Below are 20,802 nucleotides of genomic sequence, written 5' to 3'. Positions count from 1 at the left end.
AATTTTATCTTCGACCAAAAACCTATACTACCAGATATCCTGTCCCCTTGACTTCACCCCAAAAGTGCTGCATCGATAGAAATAAAAAAGGTCTGATAAATCGACCATTTCTGGTGATTATCAGACCTCAAGTTTTTCTGCATTTGAGCGGCTTATTTGCTGTTCAAGCGATTTAGCCAGCAGTACGATTTCATGATCTACATATTTTGTTTTGATTTCTTCGATTTCCATTAATGTTTTAGAAAAGCTTTCTGCATTATTTCCCTGTCTGCGCTGCACATCTTTAAAGAAATCAAGCAGTGCCTCGTTAGACTGCGTTGGACGGCTAAAATCAATCGTGTACATTTTGTACCCCAGTGTTAAATTTGTTGTAGTTGTCATAATTATTTCCCCCATTCTTCCTATAGTGATATATCTTCTACTCTTTACCCTTTAATTCCTTCTTTTTAACCTAAATTAATTATTTTTTTCAAAAAAACTTCCCATTATAAGAAAAAACACCCTTATAACAAGGATGTTAGAGTATTCTTCCCTTCGGTAAAATTCCAGATGCAAAGTCATCTTTGAACTTAAAGCTAGCAGAATTGTTTTCCGTTAGAAAATGTATTTCCCATTTAAAGACCGGATATTCGGGCTTGTACATTTCGACTTTCTGATCGGGATTTTCTTCTAATCTTGCAATTACTCGTTTGAATCCTTCATATGCAATCCACCAATCGCTTCCGGTTTCATCGGTAATAAAACAAATAGAACCGTCAATTAAATGAAGGTTTTGCTTGATATCATCAGCATTTGTAAAATACGCATTTCCAAACGTTTGAAGACAATGATCGCAATAACCTGCTTTGCCTCCATCTTTATAAATCCAGTGCGCAATTGGCTCACTGCAGTCTTTACACGTATTCGTCACTTCTTGGAGAAATGTTTTTCCGCTCCACTGTTCCTTTTCATCTTCAAAAACGGTCCATACTAAATAACTTTCCGTTTGCTCTGAAATAAAAAGGCGAAACGGCTCGTCTCGATGCCAAAAGTGAATATTTTGTTCATCTGATTCTTCAAAGTCAATGACAAAATTATCTCGTTCTAATATATGTCGAATAACATTGGTTAAAAAGGTAACATCCATATAAGGACCTCCCGTACTAAGCGTGACTTCTAGTAAAAATAGCGTTTATGAGTTAAAACATATCATGCGTGCTGAAATAGCGTCAACGATTACCTCTTGCTTTCTCCGAAAACTGGAAAAGAAATGGTCAAACGCGTTATAATGGTAGTCATGTTGAAACGGAAAGGAGATTTTATGAAGTTTACCGTTCAATCAACTGCACTTTTTCTTCTCTTTTTTATTTGTTTAAGCGGCTGTTCTGATAACGCCGAGCAGTCAAAAAAGCCGGCCGGCTATTTAGTTCAAGGGCGCATTTTAGAAGTGAAACAGGATGAAATTCTTATTGCAAACGTCATTCCGCGAGATACCGCGCTTGACTATACAACAAAAGAAATACTTGGTTCTAGCGATGTACAGCCTATTTATGTAAAAGTTTCGGATGATCAAACATACAAAAAAGGACAGCTCGTTAAAGCATGGCTCAAAAAAGACAAAAGCGTTCAGTATTCCGTTCCGGCAAAAGGCGAAGCTGTTGAAGTCAACATTTTAAAACAGCCGTAGAAAAGCTCCTGTTACGGGAGCTTTCTTCGTGTCAGCTGCCGTCCGGTCCGATTCATTTTATGCTGTTCAAAATCCCACTTTTCTAAAAAGCGCTTTGCTGATATATAACCAGATTCATATAAAAATTCGATTTCTTCTTCCTTTAAGGCAAAATCCGTTGCCGTAATCACACCGGTTGGAATTTGCACCGTTCGTTCTTTTGTCTCCGCGTTCAAATACCGCAAATCATGAGCTTGCAGCATCGTCGTAAACATACTTTTAAATAAATGGACCGGCGTCGGAATAATAGCGGCTGTATCAATTTCTTCTTTGACAAATCGAAAACCAAATGTCGGGAAACGCGGATGCTCCGTATCAAACAGCCAAATCGGAAAATTGCTTAAAAGCGCTCCATCGACAATGTATGATCTCTTGAACCCTTTGGACTTCCAGATGACCGGACGAAAGAAAAAAGGAATGGACGCACTCATCATCACGGCTTGTGAAATCTTCATATCGCTTGGCTGCATTCCGTAGCGAGGCAAGTCGTCAGGCAGCACAAGCATCTGCCCGTTCGAAATGTCTGAGGCAATAATTTTCAGCCTATCTGCCGGCAAATCCGCAAACGTTTCGATTCCTTTTTCACGCAGCAAACCGTACACCCATTTTTCCAAATAATCATTTTTATAAAAACCTAAATGAACCATCAGTTCAATCAAGTTTCCAATCAGAGGAATTCGGTTAATGATCGTTTTCCCGCGAAACTTAGCATAGTCCATGTTTTGAAGCTCTCTGCGAATTTCACCGCTTTTATAGCCGCTCGCTAAAAGTGCCGCAATTAACGCTCCCGCTGACGTACCTGCTAGACGCTGCCATTCTACATTGCTTTCTTCCATCGCTTCAATCGCACCCGTGAATGCAATTCCTCGAACGCCTCCCCCTTCAAATACAGCATCTGCTTTCACATTTTCCCCTCCAATACAACTCTCTACTTTTTATATACCCTTTTTTTATATTCAGGATTTCATTACTCCATACCTTTTATTTTCCCAACCAAAAAAAGACTGTTTCTTTGATCGAAACAGTCTTTTCTTTATAGTCGCTTTATTACCATTCGGTAGTAATTCATTGTCAGCCAGTAGAAAAAGAAATAAATAATCCCGTATACTGCATCCGCTATTAAAACAGGGACTATCAGACTTTCACCGGTTAGGTTCGTAATGACCTTCAGCGCAAATAGACTGTGCAAGATGCCAATCACTAAAGGCAAACCAAACGTAAACAGCTGCTGCTTTCGAACGGCGCTCATCATTTGAGACACTGAAAACCCAAGCTTACGCAGAACTTCAAATCTTTTGCGCTCTTGTTCCGCTTCAGAGATTTGCTTAAAATAAATAATACTGCCCGTTGCCATCAAAAAGACGAGCCCTAAAAACCCTCCAATAAAAATAAACAATCCTTTACTCATTAAGCCTGCCTGAAACACATCATAGTATGAAGTACGGCTTTCGCCAGCTTCTTTTGCGATTTGATGATAGTTCTTAGCAAGTTCATTTTGTTTGTTTCCATCATCGGTATTAAATACGTACACCGCTTGCTTTTGTCCAGCTTTTAGAAGCTTGTTAAATGTATCGTGGTGGACTACAAACTGATAGCCGGCACTGTCAGAATCAAGAATGAGCAAAGGCTCGGATTTAACGACTTTTAAAGTAAGCTCTTCTGATTTGTTCAGCTGCACAGCTGCGGTTTTACCTGTACTAGGCTTAAACACTTTTCCTTTTGCCATTGAATCAAAAATAACAGTTTCGTTTGCGCTTAGCGCAGGAACCGAAACGCCATTTTTCCGCACTTCTTCTTCATCTAAAAAACTGATTTGTTCCCTATCTTTATAGTAGCCCGATGTAATAAATCGAAAATCCGATAAATCAGCAGAGTGCTTCACGATATGATAGACATACCGATTTGATTGGATATCTAGCTCATCCAGTACATCCATAAATTCTTGCGCTGCTTTTTTGCTGTGCAGCGTATAGTCATAAGGCTGCATGCTTCTGGCGTCGGCTTTTGTATTATAGTACGAGGAATACGTCACACCAACTGCTACAAGTGTAGTAGCCGACAAAATCGTAATTAGGGTTAACACTCGTGCATTTGCTTTAATTCGATACATCATGGTAGAAACGCTTAGCATATTTGCAAACGAATAATATCGGCTTGCATGCTCTCGGTAAAGCCCCATCAGCCACTCAATTGTGGCTTTAAAAAGTAAAAATGTACCGAAAATGATCGAGAACAGTACAACGGCTACAATTAGAAAAAACTTAGGCGTCACAATGTTTCCCGATGAAAGGTAGTATCCGTAGCCAACGAGTAAGATACCCAGTCCTCCCACTGCAATTGAGCGTTTCGAATTCATTTTATTTACGCGTTCACTTTTGCTTTCTGCTTGAAACAGATCTAATAGCGTATAGCGGTACATAATAAAATAGCCTTGAAACGATATAAAAATGGTAACAAGCAAAAACACTACGGCTGTTTTTAAAACCGCTTGAAAAGAAAATGTGAGCGTAATAGAAAGCGACAGTCCCATAAGCTTTAGTAAAAACAGCACAAATAGCCTTGAAAACACGGTACCTAGTAAAATACCGACCACCAAAGAAAAAATCCCCAGCAGCATATTCTCATAAAAAATCATTTTTCCAATCGTACGTTTTTCAATGCCGACTAAATGATACAGCCCGAGCTCTCTCTTACGCTGCCTGATAAAAAATGAGTTTGTGTACCAAATAAAGACAACAATAAAGGTAAGCAAAACGTAGTTTGAAGCATTAAAAATGCCCTGCAGCCTCAGCTCTTCTCCAATAACCTTTGAAATCGATTGGTCGTACTGAAGCGTAGCAAACACATAGTACACAATAATACTAAAAATCATTGAAAAGACATAAAGGCTGTACCGGCTAATATTTTTGCGCATATTCTTTTTAACAAGATCAAATACGGTCATAGCCTTCACCGCCTAATGCGCCTTGAATGTTCATAATTCGTTTAAAAAATGCTTGTCTCGTTTGTTCGCCTTTAAACAGCTCCGTGTAAATTTGTCCGTCTTTAATAAACAGCACGCGGCTGCAGTAGCTTGAAGCCAGCGGATCATGCGTCACCATAATAATCGTGGCACGGTCTTCTTGATTTAATTGCGACAGCTTTTCAAGCAGGCTTGAAGCAGCTTTGGAATCAAGAGCTCCGGTAGGTTCATCGGCGAAAATAACAGCTGGATTCGTAATCATTGCTCTCGCTGCTGCAACGCGCTGTTTTTGTCCGCCAGAAATCTCATACGGATACTTATCCGCCAGCTCATAGATGCCTAGTCGCGTTGCGGTGTCTTTAAGCTTCGCTTCCATCTCTTTCTTAGACATTTTTGTAACCGTAAGCGGCAGAAGAATATTTTCTTTTACCGTTAACGTATCCAATAAATTATAATCTTGAAAAATAAACCCTAAATGATTGCGTCTGAAAGCAGACAGCTTCTTATCTTTCATGAGCGCCACGTTTTCTCCTTGAATCCATATCTCGCCGTCGGTGGGACGGTCAATCGTTGAAAGAATGTTCATCAGCGTCGTTTTTCCCGCTCCAGATGGTCCCATAATACCGACAAACTCTCCTTCTTCGATTGTAAAATCAATTCCTTTCAGCGCTTCGTATACATTTCCTCTTGATCCAAACGTTTTGGTTACATTTTTTCCTTCAAGAACAACGCTCACTTTTCTTCCTCCTTTCGTTCTTTTGTAGGCCACACGCTTTTCACTCGCTGTGGCAGCTCATTCTTTGTTATAATGTCATATTTCCGAACTTCATTGCCTCGAACGAAAAGGTCAATAACCGTTCCTTCGTTTAACTGTTTAATCGTTGTAAATGTTTGAAACGTTGTTTGTCCTTTTTCGTTTATCACTGAAATGGTATATTGAACTCGTCCATACTCATTCACTTTTTTTGCTTCTTTTGGGATAATCCCGTATTGATGCTCCGTTGCGGCTTTTTGATAAATCTTTATTCCTCCTATACCTGCTCCTACAACCAAAAGCAGAGCTAAGAGGCTAATCCACTTTCGCTTCATGTACGTTCCCTCCTTGTGTATAGCTCTATCTTACTTTGAAACAAGGAAAGATTCGTTTGAAGCAGATGACAATCTCAGCGTGCAATCTTACATTTTTGAAAGGTTATCAAAAGAATTCGGTTTGTAGAAGGTCAGGATCACCGTGGTGCCTTCGTGTAAAAGTGAATTCACTTCTATTCGATGGCCAAGAGCATCTGTAATTTTTTTTGAAAAATACAGACCTAGCCCCGTAGCTCCCTTCGTTTTTCTTCCCGCATTTCCTGTGAATCCTTTTTCAAAAACCCTGGGAAGATCTTGAGTCGGAATCCCTTTTCCTTGATCAGCGATAAATAACTTTACGTACTTTGGCGTTTCTTCACTAAAAAAAGAAAGCTTTCCTTCTAGAGGGCTATATTTGATGGCGTTAGACAGCACTTGTCTCACAACAAACTGCATCCACTTTGAATCAGTGTGTACCAGTATGTCTAGATTTTTTTCATCAATATCCAGTTTCTTTTCAATACACCATTTTGAGAAGTACGCAACGTTTGGAAAAACAAGTTCGCTTAGCGACACTGCCTGCACCTGATAATCTTTTTCTAAGTACTGCAGGCTTGCAGAATATAAATTCTGATCTACTAATCCGTCAATTTTCATCCACTCATCTTCAAAATCCTTTAGCCAAGGCCATTTGTAAAGCTCTGTACGATGAGCATTAATAAGCAGCTTCATCGCAGTAAGCGGCGTCTTGATCTCATGAACCCAAGTCGTTATATATTCCTGCTGCTCTCGCTGCTGTACGTGAAGAGCATGAGTTTGTCTGCGATACACACGATCTATATGCTGCAGCAAACTCAGCATGTCTTCATCTGCTTTTGTTCGAACATATGGCTGCATTTCTTGCAAATCGTACGCATCATTCCGCATCATTAAGCTCAACTTTTTTAGAAATTTTCTTTCTTTTATTCCTCTCCATAAAAGAAACAGAATCAGCAGACACAGCGTTAATAGATTTAAATACCAAAACGAAGTGGACGACACCTTAATATCATACTCAAGCAGCAGCAGAGCATCGATTACAATCAGCCATATAAGAACAAATAAAATCCAGCTTAGTCTTTCTCTTAAAAAACTTTTCCACATCTTAATTCACCAAATATCCTTGGCCTTTTTTAGTCACAATTTTATCATTCAGCCCGATTTCTTCCAGCTTGGTGCGAATGCGTGTGATGTTGACAGAAAGCGTATTGTCACTTACAAATTTCTCATCTTCCCATAACCTTCGCATAAGCTCTTCTCGCGATACAATCTTGCCTCGTTCTTCCAAGAGAAGCCGCAAAATAAAAAATTCATTTTTCGTTAAATGAATTTCTTGGTCGTTGTAATGCAAACTTCCTTTTTTTAAGTCTAGCACCGCGCCGTTCCACTCGATAACGTCCGAAATCGTATCTCCATATGAATACGTTCTGCGCAGAAGCGCCTGCACTTTAGCAACAAGAACATCCAAGTTAAACGGCTTTTGAATATAGTCATCCGCGCCAACATTCATTGCCATAACAATATCCATTGGATGTTCACGAGAGGAAAGAAAGACGATAGGAGTTTTTGAAACTGCACGTATTTGCTGACACCAGTAAAACCCGTCATATACAGGCAAATTCACGTCTAAAATAACAAGCTCTGGGCTTTCTGCAATAAATACTTCCATTACCTTTTGAAAGTCTTCTACTCCAGCCACTTCAAATGACCACTGTTCAAATTTCTCTTTCACTAATTCATATATTTTATCATCGTCTTCTACAATTAAAATTTTCATACATTCACCTCTGTATTGTCCTATGTATTATGTATAACCTACTGTTGAATACTCTCTTAAAAGCTCATCTAATTCATTAGCATGACAGCAATTTTCTTAAAAATAAACCATTTATTTCTGTAAAACGAAGAATGAACGAGTATTATCGTAGTGTAAACTTGTATATGTTACAAGTTTCTCTGTTCAAATACTACAAAATAATGACAATATCGTTAATAAGTAATCTTTAAACTCCATTAAATGCTCATTTTTTGTTACTATAGTATATAAGATGAAAACTTAAACTAATTTGACATGTGGATATGTAAAAAGGAGCTAGTTATCAATGAGTGTACCCAACAAATTACGCGACAACGCAATGGTGATGTTAAAAGAGACAAGCCGAACATTTTTTATTCCAATTAGCCACTTGCCGGCAGAATTGCAGGATGCAGTAGGATCTGCTTACTTATGTATGAGGGCAATTGATGAAATTGAAGATCACCCTGAGCTAGAAGCCGGTGTAAAAAGCCGCTTGCTTTACGACATTAGTGACCTGTTAAAAAAGTCTTTTAACGAAGACGAGTACATGGCATTAGTAGGTCCTTATCAAGCTGATTTACCTGACGTAACGCTTCAGCTCGGCAACTGGATTGCGCTTTGTCCGACTGGAGTTGCAGATCAAGTATTAGATGCAACTTCTATTATGGCCAAAGGAATGGCCGATTGGGTAGAAAAAGACTGGCATATTCAAAATGAAGCGGATTTAGATGACTATACGTTCTACGTAGCTGGTCTAGTAGGTGTGATGCTTAATGACATTTGGAAATGGTATGACGGCACGGAGACAGACAAAGAATTAGCTATTGCGTTCGGACGCGGCTTGCAGTCTGTTAATATCCTGCGTAATACCTCGGAAGATTCAGAGCGCGGAGTCAGCTTCTTTCCTAACAATTGGAGCAGAGAAGATATGTTTGCCTACGCTCGCCGCAATCTTTCACTAGGAAAGAAATATTTAGAAGATGTCAAATCGCTTCCGATCCTTCATTTCTGTAAAATTCCGTTAGCGCTTGCTGATGGAACATTAAACGCATTGATGAAAGGAAAAGAAAAAATGACGCGTGACGATGTAAATAAAACGGTAAATGAAGTTGTGGATATGTAAAAACAAAAGCACGGAGCCCCTGGGTTCCGTGCTTTTTATATTTCCACCTGCAGACTTTCATATAAAGCGACTATTTCCCCTTGAATAATAGGGTATCGTTTCAGGGCTGGAACACTTGAAAGCTTTGGCGCTCGTTTTTGCTCAGCTGCTGCAGCTAGCTGAGCAAATGTTTCCTTAAGCTCTCGTTTCTCCGTTTCTGACAGCTCATATCCTTCAAACGACGCAAGAAGCATATAACCTAACTGCTGGGTAGCGACAACGGCAGGCCACAATCCTTCTAGTTTGACGGCCGTTTTAGAATATTCTCCAATTACATTATCGTACAGCGCCCGAAGATTAACGAGTTCCCCTTGAAGCTTATTTCTTTCTCGTTTAATTCTTTCTTCATCTTGTTCGGTGCTTAGCATTTCTAAAAACTGTCCTTCTTTTCGTATCACATCTCCGAGCAAATACGGCAAACGAAGCGAAGAAGCTCGTTTAAAAACTAATACGGTACCGACCACTCCGATAATAGAACCAATAACAATATCAATCACCCGAGCGGACGTAAAGTAGCTAATCGCTTTATCCGGATGACCGCTTTCAGCGATTAAAAGAGCATTTGGTGTGATAAAGAGCGTGCCGAGAGCGTAGTTTTTAACAATTACAATCTCGATTGTCGATTGAAGCACAAAGACAATGAGTGCAATCACGATTCCTGTGGGCTCAAGCATTAAAATTCCGTTCCCAATTAAAATACCTAAAATCGTTCCGACCGAACGCTGAATACCTCGCTGAACCGTTGCACGAACGGTTGCTCCAAGCATCACTCCCGCGCACGTAAGCGGAATCCAGTAAGACCTAGGAATATTTGTCGTGTAGGCAACGGCTGCGGCAATGATCATAATAATTCCATAGCGCAAAGCGTTTTTAAGCACATACGAACGTTTGTGAAAAGCAGCTTTTAACCGTGTTTTTACGCTGCCTTGTGAAAATTGAATGTACTCCGTTTCTTTTAATTCCTTCATTTGAAGAACGTCATTTACATCCAATAATAATGTGCGCAGCTCTTCTTTGATGGACAGCTCTTCAATTTCTTCACGCACGTCTCGGATTTTTTTATGTTTTTTTAGCGTGGCCATTTCGGATGCGAACGTTTCAATCACCGCTTGTGCTTTTTTAGAAACAGCCGGATTAAAATCGTTCGCAGCGGCCATTACAAAGATAAACAGCCCTTCGGCTTTTTGATTTAATAAAAACAGGCGATGCGCAAACGATGATTTTTTTCGATTAATTTTCGCTTGTTTCATCGCTGTTTCCGCTGCCCGAAGCTCCACAACCGTTTTATGCTGTTCGGTGTGAAACGATTCCGTACCAAGAGACCCGACAAATGAAGCTAGCTGCCTGTACGCTTTCGCCACAGCAGCGGTTTCAGGTCCGCGCGGATTAATAAGCCAGCCGCTCATGCTAATACACCAAGATAGTGCTCCTCCTAAAAAAACGAGTCCTGCGTGCAAAAAAACAGCCTGCAAATTCGGCGCTGGAATGCTCGTGCTCACAGCAAATGAAAGGACAAAAAACATGGCAGAAGGCCCTGGAATTTTTAACGCTCCGAAAACATAAACCGATACAGCTCCAATAAGACCAAATAAAATAGTTTTCATCCAAGCTACGTCAGCAAATAACGAGCCGAGTGTAAAGCACAGCGTAACGCCAAGCAAAGCTAAAAATAACTTAACGGCACGCTGCGCATAAGGCTCATCTTTTGTATATAAATATGTAAAGCCGCCAATGCTTGCAATGAGTCCGTACTGCAAATGATCAAACAAAATCCCTATCAAAATCGGTAAACTTGAAGACAAGCCTGAGCTAATTCCTCTTACCCAAGGAGAAGAAGCGTGGTTAAAGCGAAAAGCAGCTTTGATTCCCGGCGCTTTTGGAGAAGCCTCAATTTTATGATGAATTTCCGTATGATTATATGTTGGTGACTTTTTGTCATCACTCACCTTGACCTCCTCCTTTCTCTCCATATATCTTTCCTGTTCTTAAAACGAGATAAACCTAAAAAACCGCTGTTCCTATCCGTATTGTGTTTAGGAACAGCGGTTTTTATCCTTATGAGCAGCGTACAATAAAAACAAAAAGCAGATGAAACGAATGTCTCATCTGCTTTTTACTAACAGCTCTACTGCTTCTTTTACTAAGTTTTCCGTATTCTCGCCTTTTTCAATGCTTTCTCTTACGCATTGTTCAAGATTGGTGCTGACAATAACACCCATCGTGCGATCAATTGCGCTTCTGGCTGCTGAGAGCTGTGTCACAATGTCACGGCAGTCTTTTCCTTGTTCCATCATATTTAACACACCTTTTAACTGACCTTCAATACGTTTCAAACGATTTTTAACTTGCTTATCATATTCCATCATACTACTACCTCCGCTCATACATGATTGCGTTTCTTGCTTTTAAGCTGTACGCAAGAAGTAAATGTATACACAACTTTATACCTATTAGGGTATGATGTCAAGTAAAGGAAGTTTACTCTTTTTTGCACTGCTGAGATTTCTTTTCGTTACCTACCTCTTCACACTACATTTAACCTGACTGGTAAGCAGGTTCACAATAAAAAGTATAATTCCCGGAATATTAAGGAGCTTTTCTACTCCTTACAGATAAGAAAAAAAGATCATTTTCACATAAATGTTAATACTTGTTTACACCGTATTTATTGTCCTGTAATCTAAACTTAGCAATCTGAGAGTATAGTTAAGCTGTAAAAACGACTTACACTGGAGGTTTGAGATGACTACATACGGGAAAAAATTAATGGCAAGTCTATTCATTATCATGGCATGTATTTTAGGGTTTATGGGACATGCGGCTTTTTTAGCTCCTGAAAAAACGGAAGCTGAAGTAAACTATGATGCGACGCTTTATTTTCCGTTAGACCGATATCCTGAAACGGGTGATCATATTCGTGACGCAATTGCCTCTGGGCACTCTGCCGTTTGCACAATTGATCGCGAAGGTGCTGAAGCGAACCGAGAAGAATCCCTGAAAGGATATCCAACAAAAACAGGCTATGACCGTGATGAATGGCCAATGGCTATGTGCGAAGAAGGCGGAGCAGGAGCTGACATTCGCTATATTTCACCTTCTGATAACCGCGGAGCCGGCTCATGGGTTGGAAATCAGTTAGAACAGTATCCAGATGGTACACGCGTACAATTTATCGTTCAATAATAGCAGAACAAGCTTTACTTTGAAGAGGTGAAATCATGAAAACAAAATGGAAAGAACAAGAGCTAACCATGTCTTATCATCAGTTTACGCTGTTTCAAAAAGGACAGCCAAAGCCCCATCACGACTGGAGTGATGAAGATATTCAAAAAGGATATGTCGCAGACGATAAAGCTATTTCATTTGAAGCCGTATCGAACACAAAAGCCATTATTGAAGTGTGGGTAAACGAAACTCCAGACGCATCACGGGCTGAAAAGACCACTCGCCTTCCTTTTCACGTCGAAAGCGATGGGATTGAAATCAAAAGTGTCTTATCTGAAACTTTAAGCTATGATATTCCAAACGGGTATTATTACGTCACATGCCTGACCATTCCTCTTCAAGAAAAAACAAACTCAGGCCTTTATTTAGTGAAGTATTTACTGCATTTTGAAAGTCAATAAAAAGAAGGCGGCCTACTGTAAACAGTTCAGGCAATATACAACAGTAATAACTCATAAAAAGCTCAGAGCGATATATAGCTCTGAGCTTCTTGGTGCAAGATGCTAAAATATCCATCCGTTAAAGACCATACCTAAATTAATAATAAAATGAAAAACTATGGCCGGGTATATGCTTTTCGTCTTTAAAACGACAAATGCATAGAAAAGTCCACCAAAAGAAAAAAGTAAACTCATGATTACAGGAATTCCTATTGATATGTGCAAAAGACCAAATCCAATACTCGTAATGAAAACAGCATAAAAAGTGGAAAGATTACTTTTTAAATGAGATAACATGATCCCTCTCCAAAGCAACTCTTCTAAAATAGCGTTTATAACGGAGAATACTATACCGTATATGACGAATGATTTTGTATAGCTTATATCTTCAACGAACAGTAACGGTACAAAGATTGTAGCCGAACCAATTAGACCAAACAGTAAAAAGTACGTTAGCTTAATCGAATGATATGGCATCACTATACGTTTCTGCCAGTCTGGTAACGATGCAAAAAGAAATACCTTTTGTTTGGACAACAAAACTGAAAGCAATAGTCCACCTATGATAAACAGAAGTAAAACTCTGTTTATAATGATTTTCATCTTTTTCGATAGATCCCATTCGATGAAATAATTGCTTCCTACTTGAAACATACATATCCCTACTAAAAAGAATAGAAACAGAGAAACCGTTGAACGATATTTAGAGGTTAAAGCATAGCTGAACAGCAAGGCTATGATGGGTAGCATGCCCCAAGCAAATAACTTATAAGAAAAAAGAATAATACCTGAGAAAAATAAACTTATTATAAAGATGAGTAATACATTTATTCGTAAATATTGGATATAAAACTCCTCCTTTTACCGTCCTTTTGATTCGCTTTATGGTAACTAGACTTTGACCAAACAATTTTTATTTAAGCAATGAAAATAAACTGAATCCATCCATAAAAATAAAAAATAGAGGGCAAAACCTTTGCGATTTCATCCTCTATTTTCCGTACTACTATTTCAGACACTCGAGACACTGACCGTTCTCTGTTTATTTACCTTGGTATTCATAAGTTTCTTTATTTGATATAAACGGGCTGGTTTCACCAAGCGAGAACAGGTGCAGCTCATGCATTGCTCTTGTGCATGCGGTATAAAATAAGTTTCGCTCATATTCATCTTGGTAACATTCACTCGATGCATTGTAAATGATGACGGCATCAAATTCAATTCCTTTTGCTAAATAAGCAGGCAGGACAAGCATGCCTTTTTCAAATGAACTTGTTTCTTTTGTCAGCAGCCTTGCAGACATCGAAGCAGGCAATGCTTGGAATGCTTCTCGGCTTTCTTCAGCAGTTTTGGCAATCACGGCAATCGTTTTATAGTTTTGTTCCTTCAATTTATTAATTTTGTCTATGATCGCCTCATGCAGGTCTTGGACGTTATCTGCAGCCGTAACGGTTGGCTTCGCACCGTCTCGATTAAACGGCTCGATTAAATGACCGTTTGCTACCATATCCCTTGAAAACTCGACAATTTGACGTGTTGATCGGTAGCTTCTCGTAAGAGTCAGCGTTTCTGCTTCTTTCTCTTCGTACAGTTCGCTTGAAAGAATAGTCGGTGCGTTCAAGGCGTGCGCATAGATCGCTTGATTCAAGTCTCCAAGCAGCGTCATTCTGGCATGCGGAAACAGCTCTTTTAAAAACGCCAGCTGAAACGGTGAATAGTCCTGTGCTTCATCAATAAACAAATAGCGAATGACAGGATTGGCTTTGCGCCCTTCAATTTGATCTTTTATATATAAGTAAGGCGTTACGTCTTCATAAGACAGTTTCATGTTCATGACTCTGTGCACCGTGTTTTTAGCAGTGTCTTCCCATCCCTCTACGTAGGAAAAAAGGTGATGTCTTTCAAACAGCTGCATATAGATACGGCGAATGTCGATAAATTTAAGGTGCTTGATCGCCTGCTTAATAAATTTCATTTTCTTAGCTACAACCGCTTTGGCTAAATACGCTTGTTCCCGGTCGAAATCATCAAATGAGCTTTCCGTATAGCCTTCCTTTTTCTGCAGGTGCTGATAGGCCTCCACATAATCTTCTTTTTCTAAAAGCTGAATTTCTTCTTGAACCCAATCTTTTTTACGCTCCAGTTTTTCAAGCTGGTTGATGAGCTTAAGCGCCCACTCGGCTACGAGCTGCATCCTGTTAGGAATGGAAATTCCCGTATCAAGCGAATAGAAATAAGACAGCAAACGCCGAGCAGATAACACGATTTCGCCGCGAAACTTAATGTTTTTAAAAATGATGTCTTTAGTAGACAGTTCTTCAATATACGCATCTACCTGCTTTTTAAATTCACGGCTTGCTTTGTAGCGAATTTCCTGCATTTTTTGCTTTTTTGCCGCAGCATCTTTTTCCGTTAGCAAATATTCGATTTGCACGAACAAGTCCTCCACTTCAAACTCGTTTCCTAACCGGCCATCGGCATATTGCTGAAACGTTGTTTGTTTCATATTGTCTTCTCCAAGCTCCGGAAGAACGGTTGAGACGTAGCTGTTAAAAAGCGGATTTGGTGAAAACAGCATCATGTTTTCTGCAGTCAGCTGCTTTCGGTGATGATAGAGAAGATAAGCCACGCGCTGAAGAGCCGCAGACGTTTTACCGCTCCCTGCTACTCCTTGAACGATCAGCACTTTGTTTTTTTCATTTCGAATAATTTGGTTTTGTTCTTTTTGAATGGTCGCTACAATACTTTTCATTTGACTGCTTGCATTGTGTCCGAGCACTTCTTGAAGCAGCTCGTCTCGAATGGTAATCCCTGTATCAAACATGCTTTTAATTACGCTATTTTCGATAATAAACTGACGCTTTAGCTTCATCTCGCCTTTAATCGCTTCACCTGGCGTTTCGTACTGCGCTTTTCCCGGTGAGTAATCATAATAAAGACTCGAAATAGGCGCACGCCAATCATAAATTAAAAACTCTTCATCTTTTTGATCCATTAAAGAGCCCACGCCCACATAAATAGCTTCCGCTTCTTTTTCACCATTTTCTATAAAATCAAAACGTCCAAAATAAGGGGATTGCGTCAGTTTTTTTAATGTTTTTAATTGATCATACGCTTGTCTATGGGTAATTTCACGCTCAGCTAAAAGTTCTGCCTGCTGCTTAATACTCGTAAATGTCTCAATCACGTCATCCGGCTCATCCATATTAACCGTGACATCGTCCCAAAACGTGCTTCGCAAATCGACAATTTCGCCCCTTACGTTTCCTACGCTTTTGCCTATTTTTTCAGCTTTTTGGCTGATTTCTTCTACTACCCAATCAACTCGCTGCTGTTCTTCTGTTAAATTTTTGTCTTTCACTTATCCACACCCCTTACACACGTTACCCGATAACAAAACTTGTTACCGGGTAAAAGCGATCGTTGTTTATTTTTTTCAGAGTCTACATACTTCCCTACTGAGTTCGTAAATCCCTGCTATGTAACCATATTATGTCTTAATTTCCACCGTTAGTATACTGAAAAATAATGAACTCCACAACAAAAAGGGCTGAGAAAGTCTCAAGCCCCTTATCTTTATAGGTCGTTCCTCTACTTATTAGCTATTACTGTTTCCAAAAAGTTAGCAGATGAATGATGGCTGACACCACTTCTACCCCTTGAAACGCCAGTAAACCTGCTGCTGCCGCTGTAAACAATCCGACTACCGCTTCTTTAAAAATGAATGGCATTGATACCAGCTCCTTTGCTTATTTAAAATAAGTAGATTTGTTATCATTCTACTCCTTTTTTCAGAATTTTCAATACCTTTTTATCAACAAAATAAAATAAAAACGCTTTCACTTTATAAAAATAAAGTGAAAGCGTTTTTTAAGCTTCCTTTTCTAATGCGTTCAGCGCAAGTGAATATTCTAATCCTTTTCCTTTTTGCACAACGTGCTGCACTTTGCCCATATTACACGCTTCTTGCGCACTAACGGTCATGCCGTTTGTTAACTTGAGCTGTACAGGTTCTTCTGCAATTCGTACGTCGCACGCTAAAGCTAACTCATACCCTCCGCCAAATGTAAAGTTTGTAAGAAGCGCAATCGTTTGTTTGGAGCTGCATGAAATACGCTGAAAAATCGCCCGAGCTGCTACTGCATGAATTGGCTGATAAAGCCTTCCTGTTTCTTCACGTAGGAAAGAAGTTGTTCTATGATCTCCGTTCATTTTATAGTACTCTCCCATAAATACAATAGATCCAACCGACGCATCGTGCTGCAGCTCATTCATCGTTTCTTGCAGCTCATACATGACTTCACTGTTCAAACGATTGAGCATTGACTGATTCATTCGTACAACCGCCACATGATTTCTTTTTTCTACTTTGATAAATCTTTTCATCATTCCTCCGCCCTTTCCCCTGTCGTCCTTTATAAATAAAGCGCTTTCAAAATATTTCGCTTTTTAATAGAAAAGTTATTTTCATAGTTTCATCATACAACAAACTCATAATTATTTCCATTACTTTTTTAATTTTCCGTCAATAATTCCATGAATCATTTCCATGTTTTTATCAAATAAGACGTGCTATAGTATAAACAGCACAAATGCAGCTGAACTCACTGATAAAAGGAGTAATCACTATGAAATACGACTTAACAAAATGGGAGCCTCACGGCTATTCTTGCCCTGTGGAAGCAGCCGTTGATGTAGTCGGAGGCAAATGGAAAAGCGTCATTTTATATCAATTATCAAAGGAACGCCGGCGCTTTAATGAACTGCGCAGACTCATTCCCGGCGTGACGCAGCGAATGCTCACACTGCAGCTTCGCGAACTCGAGCGCGACGGAATTATCCACCGCGAAGTCTATAAACAAGTTCCGCCTAAAGTAGAATATTATTTAACACCTTTTGGAGAAACGCTCATCCCTATTATCGAGCTGATGTTTAAATGGGGATATGATCATACGGATAAAATTGCTGAAGCGAGAATTCAAGCAGAGAAAGAGTAAAAAGCACGCAAAGCGTGCTTTTTTTATACATGTTTACGAATCAATAATTCTTTTAACCCGTACACAAACGTGCTTTCAATCGGCTTTAACTCAAATGACGGGCTCCAGTCCATCTGCGGATAGCGGTCAATCAGCTCAGCCAGCATAATTTTTGCTTCTATTCGAGCAAGCGGTGCTCCTAAGCAAAAATGAATGCCTCTTCCAAATGCCATATGCACATTTGGCTTTCGATCGATTTTAAATACATCCGGGTCTTCAAAATACTGAGCGTCTCGATGCGCAGATCCCATCCATGGAACGACGTGTTCGCCCGCTTTTAGTTTCTTGCCTGCAAGAGTCACATCTTCTTTTACGATTCGGTGAAGAGCTTGAACGGGTGAACGATAGCGAAGAACTTCTTCAATCGCAGAAGGCAAAAGTTCTTTCTCTTGTTTGAGTCGTTCAAAAGAAGCTTTATCTTCCATTAAACAATAAATCGTGTTTGAAATTAAATTTGTGGTTGTTTCGTTTCCTGCAATCAGCAGCAAAATAGAAAAACCGACGATTTCTTCATCCGTTAGCTGTTTCCCTTCTTCTTTTGCCTGAAGAAGCACGGAGATAATATCATCTCCTGGACGTGTGCGTTTTTCTTCAATGATTCGATAAAAGTAAGTTTCTAGCTCATCATTTGCTTTCATTTTCTCTTGCTGCAATTTTTCGAGCGTTTCACGTTCGTTATTAGAAGGACCCGCTACGATAATATCCGACCAATCTTTAAACTGACGCTGATCTTCTATCGGCACGCCTAAAATATCGGCAATTACCATAACCGGAAGCGGATAGGACAGATGCTCGACTATATCAATATCTTCAAGATGCTCCACTTCTTGTAATAATTCATTTGTAATACGCGCAATTTTAGGCTCCCATGCTTTCATTGCTTTAGGCGTAAAAGCTTTATTGACAAGCGCTCTCATTTCAGCATGCTTAGGCGGATCAATATTAATTAGGCTCGTTCCCAGAGCAGTTTGTCTTTGGTTTTGTGGAGGTCTTCGATCAGAAGAAAAAACATTCTTTTGTTCTAGCACTTCTTTGACCCCGTCATAGTGAAAAACATCCCATACCTGCCTTTCTTCATCCCATTGCACAGGCGCGCTGTTTCTCATCTCTTCATACCATGAAAAAGGATTAAATCGCTCTTCTTTTGTTTGAATCGTATTCACTTGACGGACAATTCCGTTTTCTCTTTCGGTTTTCATGTTAAAACCTCCCCGTATCGTTCAAATAGAATGACTGTGTAGTCATCTATGACCAAATAGTACCATATATACGAATTTTCTTAAAAATGATAGCTGTATATTTTAGTAAAAATGAATCGATAGAAGGATATTTTTTACAAAAAAGGGTAGGCACATAGCGCCTACCTTTTTAAGAATAATGTTCTTCTGGTTTTTGTAACCGGTTGTCTAACGCGTACGCGCCGCTTCCTGCTAGAATCATATGAAGCGAAACGACAAAAAGGGCAACCTCAAGCTCATAGCCGCCTGTAAAACCAGCACCGCTTTTCGCTGTAAAAATAGCGCCAATCATTACAATCGCAAACAAGACACCGATTAAACGCGTTTGAAATCCAAGAATCATAGCGGCTCCCCCTACGAATTCAATAACCGCAACCGCATAAGCGAAAAACGCAGGAATGCCCATGCTCTGGAAAAAACCGACCGTATTATCAATACCGCTTTGGAATTTGCCAAGGCCATGAATAAAAAACGTTAGCCCTAACATAAGACGAAGTAAAAACGTTCCAAGCTGATAGCTTTTCATTTCTTTTCCTCCTTTTTTACTTTTGTCTGCACATGTAACAATTTTAGTTACAACTGTGAACAAATTCAAGGGGTTAGAACAGAAAAACAAGATATCAGCAAATTTCTTTATCTCATTTTAAACGTTTCTTTTAGAAGTAAGGCAATACTCCCTGCTCAGTCACGCTGAAGATAAGAGAGAAAAGCAAAAATATGATCGTGAATAATGAGTTCTGCCGTAGGAGAATGGCTCTTTAATGGAATGTGCTCAGAATATCGAAACCGATTGAACTTATTTACGTCAACATGGTGAACGGCCTGCACACGAAAATCTTCTATTATCGCTTTTACTTGAGCAAAAGGCGGTATTACAAGAGACTGGAGTCCAATTTTTTGCAGGCACTCTCTGCTTATGGCATGAGGAACAGCTGTCATCGAGCTCATTAATAAATCTTTTCTTCCTACCGTCTCGTTTAACACGTACTTCCACCCCTGCACAACATGCGTGAGCTTCGCTTCATCTTCACATACGTTTAAAGCTACATCAACGCCGCTCGCTACCGCTGAAGCAAATGGATACAACTCTTGAGCTGAAAGAACAAAATCTCCGTCTATAAAGAGAAGAATATCTCCCGTTGCTGCAAGAGCCCCCGCAGCTCTTCCGCAATCATGCCCTAACCGCTCATCGTAGACGAGGGTTTTGACACCCTGTTCTTTGGCATACGCCTCCGACTGATCAGTGGAACCGTTAATCACGACAATGATTTCTAAAGGCTCAAGTTTTCTTGCTTCTGCAATCACTTGTTTGATTGTTTGTTCTTCGTTGCAAACTGGAATAATGATAGACAGCTGTTTTCCTCCATAAAAAGAAGATAATTTCCCCCATCCGTGCTCCACAACTGGAATGGGCTGCGCAAGCATATTCACTCGCCTTTTACGATTTGACGCCAGCGTATAGTATGTTTGAAGAAGCTTCTGGTAGGATTGAATTCGCTCTTTGGTGCGCAGCGGGCGATCAAATGGACGAAAGCTTCCTTTCCCCTGTGTTTCAATCGACATAGACATACTTACGCGGTACTGTGTTAAAAATGTCACAAATAACGAAAGAGGCGGCAGCTCCCAGTAGTTCTTCAACACGCTTAACTGTACCCCGTAAGGCGCTTTTAAATAAGCGTTGGTGTGATGAGGCTTCCCAAGAGCATGATGCAAAACCGTACTCCACATCAGCTCGCTGCGGTTAAAAGCATTCGTTTTCATTTTTCCCCACTTGTTTAGCACAACATCGCTATTTCCAAATAACAAAGGCTGAACAAAACGCTCAAGCTCGGAAGCCGAAAGAATAATGTCTCCGTCTACAAACAAGACGGCATCTCCTTTGGCAGTCTTTGCCCCTTCCATTCTCGCTTCATGTGGAGACATACGCTTTTCTATTACTTTTACCGTGCACCCCTCTTCTTTCGCTATCTTCACTGAAGCATCGGTACAGCCGTTTGCGACCACAATAATTTCAAGCACGTTCACTTTCTTAATTTGCTTAAGCACGTTTTTTAACATTTCTTCCTCATTGTAAACGGGCAGAACGACAGAAAGAGTTTTCATTGATATCCCCCCTAAAAAAAGAACCA

General features: G+C 39.9%; 22 protein-coding genes. 5 read left to right on the top strand and 17 right to left on the bottom strand.

Features of this window, described 5'->3' with window-relative positions; all coding sequences use genetic code 11:
• Positions 1 to 120 precede the first annotated feature (120 nt).
• Positions 121 to 381, bottom strand: a complete 261-nt coding sequence (locus ACFX4E_RS05215) for a hypothetical protein (protein WP_098249079.1) — start codon at positions 379 to 381, stop codon at positions 121 to 123.
• 136 nt (positions 382 to 517) lie between these two features.
• Positions 518 to 1,126 carry a hypothetical protein gene (locus tag ACFX4E_RS05210; RefSeq protein WP_028411031.1) on the bottom strand — a complete coding sequence of 203 codons (609 nt, stop codon included), beginning with the start codon at positions 1,124 to 1,126 and terminating at the stop codon, positions 518 to 520.
• 174 nt (positions 1,127 to 1,300) lie between these two features.
• On the opposite strand from ACFX4E_RS05210, the gene ACFX4E_RS05205 reads away from it, so the two are divergent.
• Positions 1,301 to 1,666, top strand: coding sequence for a DUF3221 domain-containing protein (locus ACFX4E_RS05205; RefSeq protein WP_016765167.1), 366 nt, complete (start codon positions 1,301 to 1,303; stop codon positions 1,664 to 1,666).
• An 11-nt stretch (positions 1,667 to 1,677) separates the two neighbouring features.
• Here ACFX4E_RS05205 and ACFX4E_RS05200 read toward each other — a convergent pair whose 3' ends face one another.
• The 6 genes from ACFX4E_RS05200 to ACFX4E_RS05175 form a co-directional block, all read right to left on the bottom strand.
• Positions 1,678 to 2,610: a patatin-like phospholipase family protein gene (locus ACFX4E_RS05200; RefSeq protein ID WP_028411029.1), complete on the bottom strand. Its 933-nt coding sequence runs from the start codon at positions 2,608 to 2,610 to the stop codon at positions 1,678 to 1,680.
• A gap of 128 nt (positions 2,611 to 2,738) precedes the next feature.
• Positions 2,739 to 4,649: an ABC transporter permease gene (locus tag ACFX4E_RS05195; protein ID WP_377237824.1), complete on the bottom strand. Its 1,911-nt coding sequence runs from the start codon at positions 4,647 to 4,649 to the stop codon at positions 2,739 to 2,741.
• Complete coding sequence (locus ACFX4E_RS05190; RefSeq protein ID WP_028411027.1) at positions 4,636 to 5,403, bottom strand: ABC transporter ATP-binding protein; 768 nt, start codon at positions 5,401 to 5,403, stop codon at positions 4,636 to 4,638. The genes ACFX4E_RS05195 and ACFX4E_RS05190 overlap by 14 nt, the downstream gene beginning before the upstream one ends.
• Positions 5,400 to 5,756, bottom strand: a complete 357-nt coding sequence (locus ACFX4E_RS05185) for a DUF1093 domain-containing protein (protein WP_098792016.1) — start codon at positions 5,754 to 5,756, stop codon at positions 5,400 to 5,402. The genes ACFX4E_RS05190 and ACFX4E_RS05185 overlap by 4 nt, the downstream gene beginning before the upstream one ends.
• An 87-nt stretch (positions 5,757 to 5,843) precedes the next feature.
• Positions 5,844 to 6,878: a sensor histidine kinase gene (locus ACFX4E_RS05180; protein WP_377258868.1), complete on the bottom strand. Its 1,035-nt coding sequence runs from the start codon at positions 6,876 to 6,878 to the stop codon at positions 5,844 to 5,846.
• 1 nt (position 6,879) lies between these two features.
• Positions 6,880 to 7,551: a response regulator transcription factor gene (locus ACFX4E_RS05175; protein ID WP_028411024.1), complete on the bottom strand. Its 672-nt coding sequence runs from the start codon at positions 7,549 to 7,551 to the stop codon at positions 6,880 to 6,882.
• Positions 7,552 to 7,876: 325 nt separating this feature from the next.
• Between ACFX4E_RS05175 and ACFX4E_RS05170 the strand changes: the two genes are divergently transcribed.
• Entirely contained in the window at positions 7,877 to 8,695 is an 819-nt protein-coding gene (locus tag ACFX4E_RS05170) for a squalene/phytoene synthase family protein (protein WP_028411023.1), read from the top strand.
• 35 nt (positions 8,696 to 8,730) lie between these two features.
• Here the strand turns inward: ACFX4E_RS05170 and ACFX4E_RS05165 are convergent, their stop codons facing one another.
• Together ACFX4E_RS05165 and ACFX4E_RS05160 are read right to left on the bottom strand one after the other, a co-directional pair.
• Positions 8,731 to 10,680, bottom strand: a complete 1,950-nt coding sequence (locus ACFX4E_RS05165; protein WP_377237827.1) for an FUSC family protein — start codon at positions 10,678 to 10,680, stop codon at positions 8,731 to 8,733.
• Positions 10,681 to 10,836: 156 nt separating this feature from the next.
• The gene (locus tag ACFX4E_RS05160) at positions 10,837 to 11,097 is read right to left on the bottom strand and encodes a metal-sensitive transcriptional regulator (protein WP_013058561.1); all 261 of its coding nucleotides are present in this window, start codon (positions 11,095 to 11,097) and stop codon (positions 10,837 to 10,839) included.
• Between the two features lie 445 nt (positions 11,098 to 11,542).
• Between ACFX4E_RS05160 and ACFX4E_RS05155 the strand changes: the two genes are divergently transcribed.
• Both ACFX4E_RS05155 and comJ read left to right on the top strand, forming a co-directional pair.
• On the top strand, positions 11,543 to 11,917 hold the full coding sequence (locus ACFX4E_RS05155; RefSeq protein WP_255257698.1) for a NucA/NucB deoxyribonuclease domain-containing protein: 375 nt from the start codon (positions 11,543 to 11,545) through the stop codon (positions 11,915 to 11,917).
• A gap of 35 nt (positions 11,918 to 11,952) precedes the next feature.
• The gene (gene comJ, locus ACFX4E_RS05150) at positions 11,953 to 12,360 is read left to right on the top strand and encodes a competence protein ComJ (protein ID WP_028411020.1); all 408 of its coding nucleotides are present in this window, start codon (positions 11,953 to 11,955) and stop codon (positions 12,358 to 12,360) included.
• 102 nt (positions 12,361 to 12,462) lie between these two features.
• Here the strand turns inward: comJ and ACFX4E_RS05145 are convergent, their stop codons facing one another.
• From ACFX4E_RS05145 to ACFX4E_RS05130, 4 genes are all read right to left on the bottom strand, one after another.
• A complete protein-coding gene (locus ACFX4E_RS05145) occupies positions 12,463 to 13,053 on the bottom strand; it encodes a CPBP family intramembrane glutamic endopeptidase (RefSeq protein WP_028411019.1) in 591 nt (196 codons plus the stop codon).
• A gap of 388 nt (positions 13,054 to 13,441) precedes the next feature.
• A complete protein-coding gene (gene helD / locus ACFX4E_RS05140; protein ID WP_323600074.1) occupies positions 13,442 to 15,760 on the bottom strand; it encodes an RNA polymerase recycling motor HelD in 2,319 nt (772 codons plus the stop codon).
• A 244-nt stretch (positions 15,761 to 16,004) separates the two neighbouring features.
• Complete coding sequence (locus ACFX4E_RS05135) at positions 16,005 to 16,130, bottom strand: hypothetical protein (RefSeq protein ID WP_016765178.1); 126 nt, start codon at positions 16,128 to 16,130, stop codon at positions 16,005 to 16,007.
• A 139-nt stretch (positions 16,131 to 16,269) separates the two neighbouring features.
• Positions 16,270 to 16,788, bottom strand: a complete 519-nt coding sequence (locus ACFX4E_RS05130) for an enoyl-CoA hydratase/isomerase family protein (protein WP_223272391.1) — start codon at positions 16,786 to 16,788, stop codon at positions 16,270 to 16,272.
• 239 nt (positions 16,789 to 17,027) lie between these two features.
• Between ACFX4E_RS05130 and ACFX4E_RS05125 the strand changes: the two genes are divergently transcribed.
• Complete coding sequence (locus ACFX4E_RS05125; RefSeq protein WP_013084552.1) at positions 17,028 to 17,396, top strand: winged helix-turn-helix transcriptional regulator; 369 nt, start codon at positions 17,028 to 17,030, stop codon at positions 17,394 to 17,396.
• Between the two features lie 23 nt (positions 17,397 to 17,419).
• Here the strand turns inward: ACFX4E_RS05125 and ACFX4E_RS05120 are convergent, their stop codons facing one another.
• The 3 genes from ACFX4E_RS05120 to ACFX4E_RS05110 all read right to left on the bottom strand — a co-directional run bounded on the left by ACFX4E_RS05120 (position 17,420) and on the right by ACFX4E_RS05110 (position 20,776).
• Entirely contained in the window at positions 17,420 to 18,634 is a 1,215-nt protein-coding gene (locus ACFX4E_RS05120) for a cytochrome P450 (RefSeq protein WP_060747182.1), read from the bottom strand.
• Between the two features lie 169 nt (positions 18,635 to 18,803).
• Positions 18,804 to 19,199, bottom strand: a complete 396-nt coding sequence (locus ACFX4E_RS05115) for a DoxX family protein (RefSeq protein WP_377237828.1) — start codon at positions 19,197 to 19,199, stop codon at positions 18,804 to 18,806.
• A gap of 155 nt (positions 19,200 to 19,354) precedes the next feature.
• The gene (locus ACFX4E_RS05110; protein ID WP_377258864.1) at positions 19,355 to 20,776 is read right to left on the bottom strand and encodes a glycosyltransferase family 2 protein; all 1,422 of its coding nucleotides are present in this window, start codon (positions 20,774 to 20,776) and stop codon (positions 19,355 to 19,357) included.
• Positions 20,777 to 20,802: the final 26 nt, after the last annotated feature.

Source organism: Priestia sp. YIM B13491 (genome assembly GCF_042787605.1).
Taxonomy (GTDB): Bacteria; Bacillota; Bacilli; order Bacillales; family Bacillaceae_H; genus Priestia; species Priestia megaterium_E.
The sequence above is the reverse complement of the archived record's forward strand: the minus strand, read 5'-3'. Positions and strand labels throughout refer to the sequence as shown.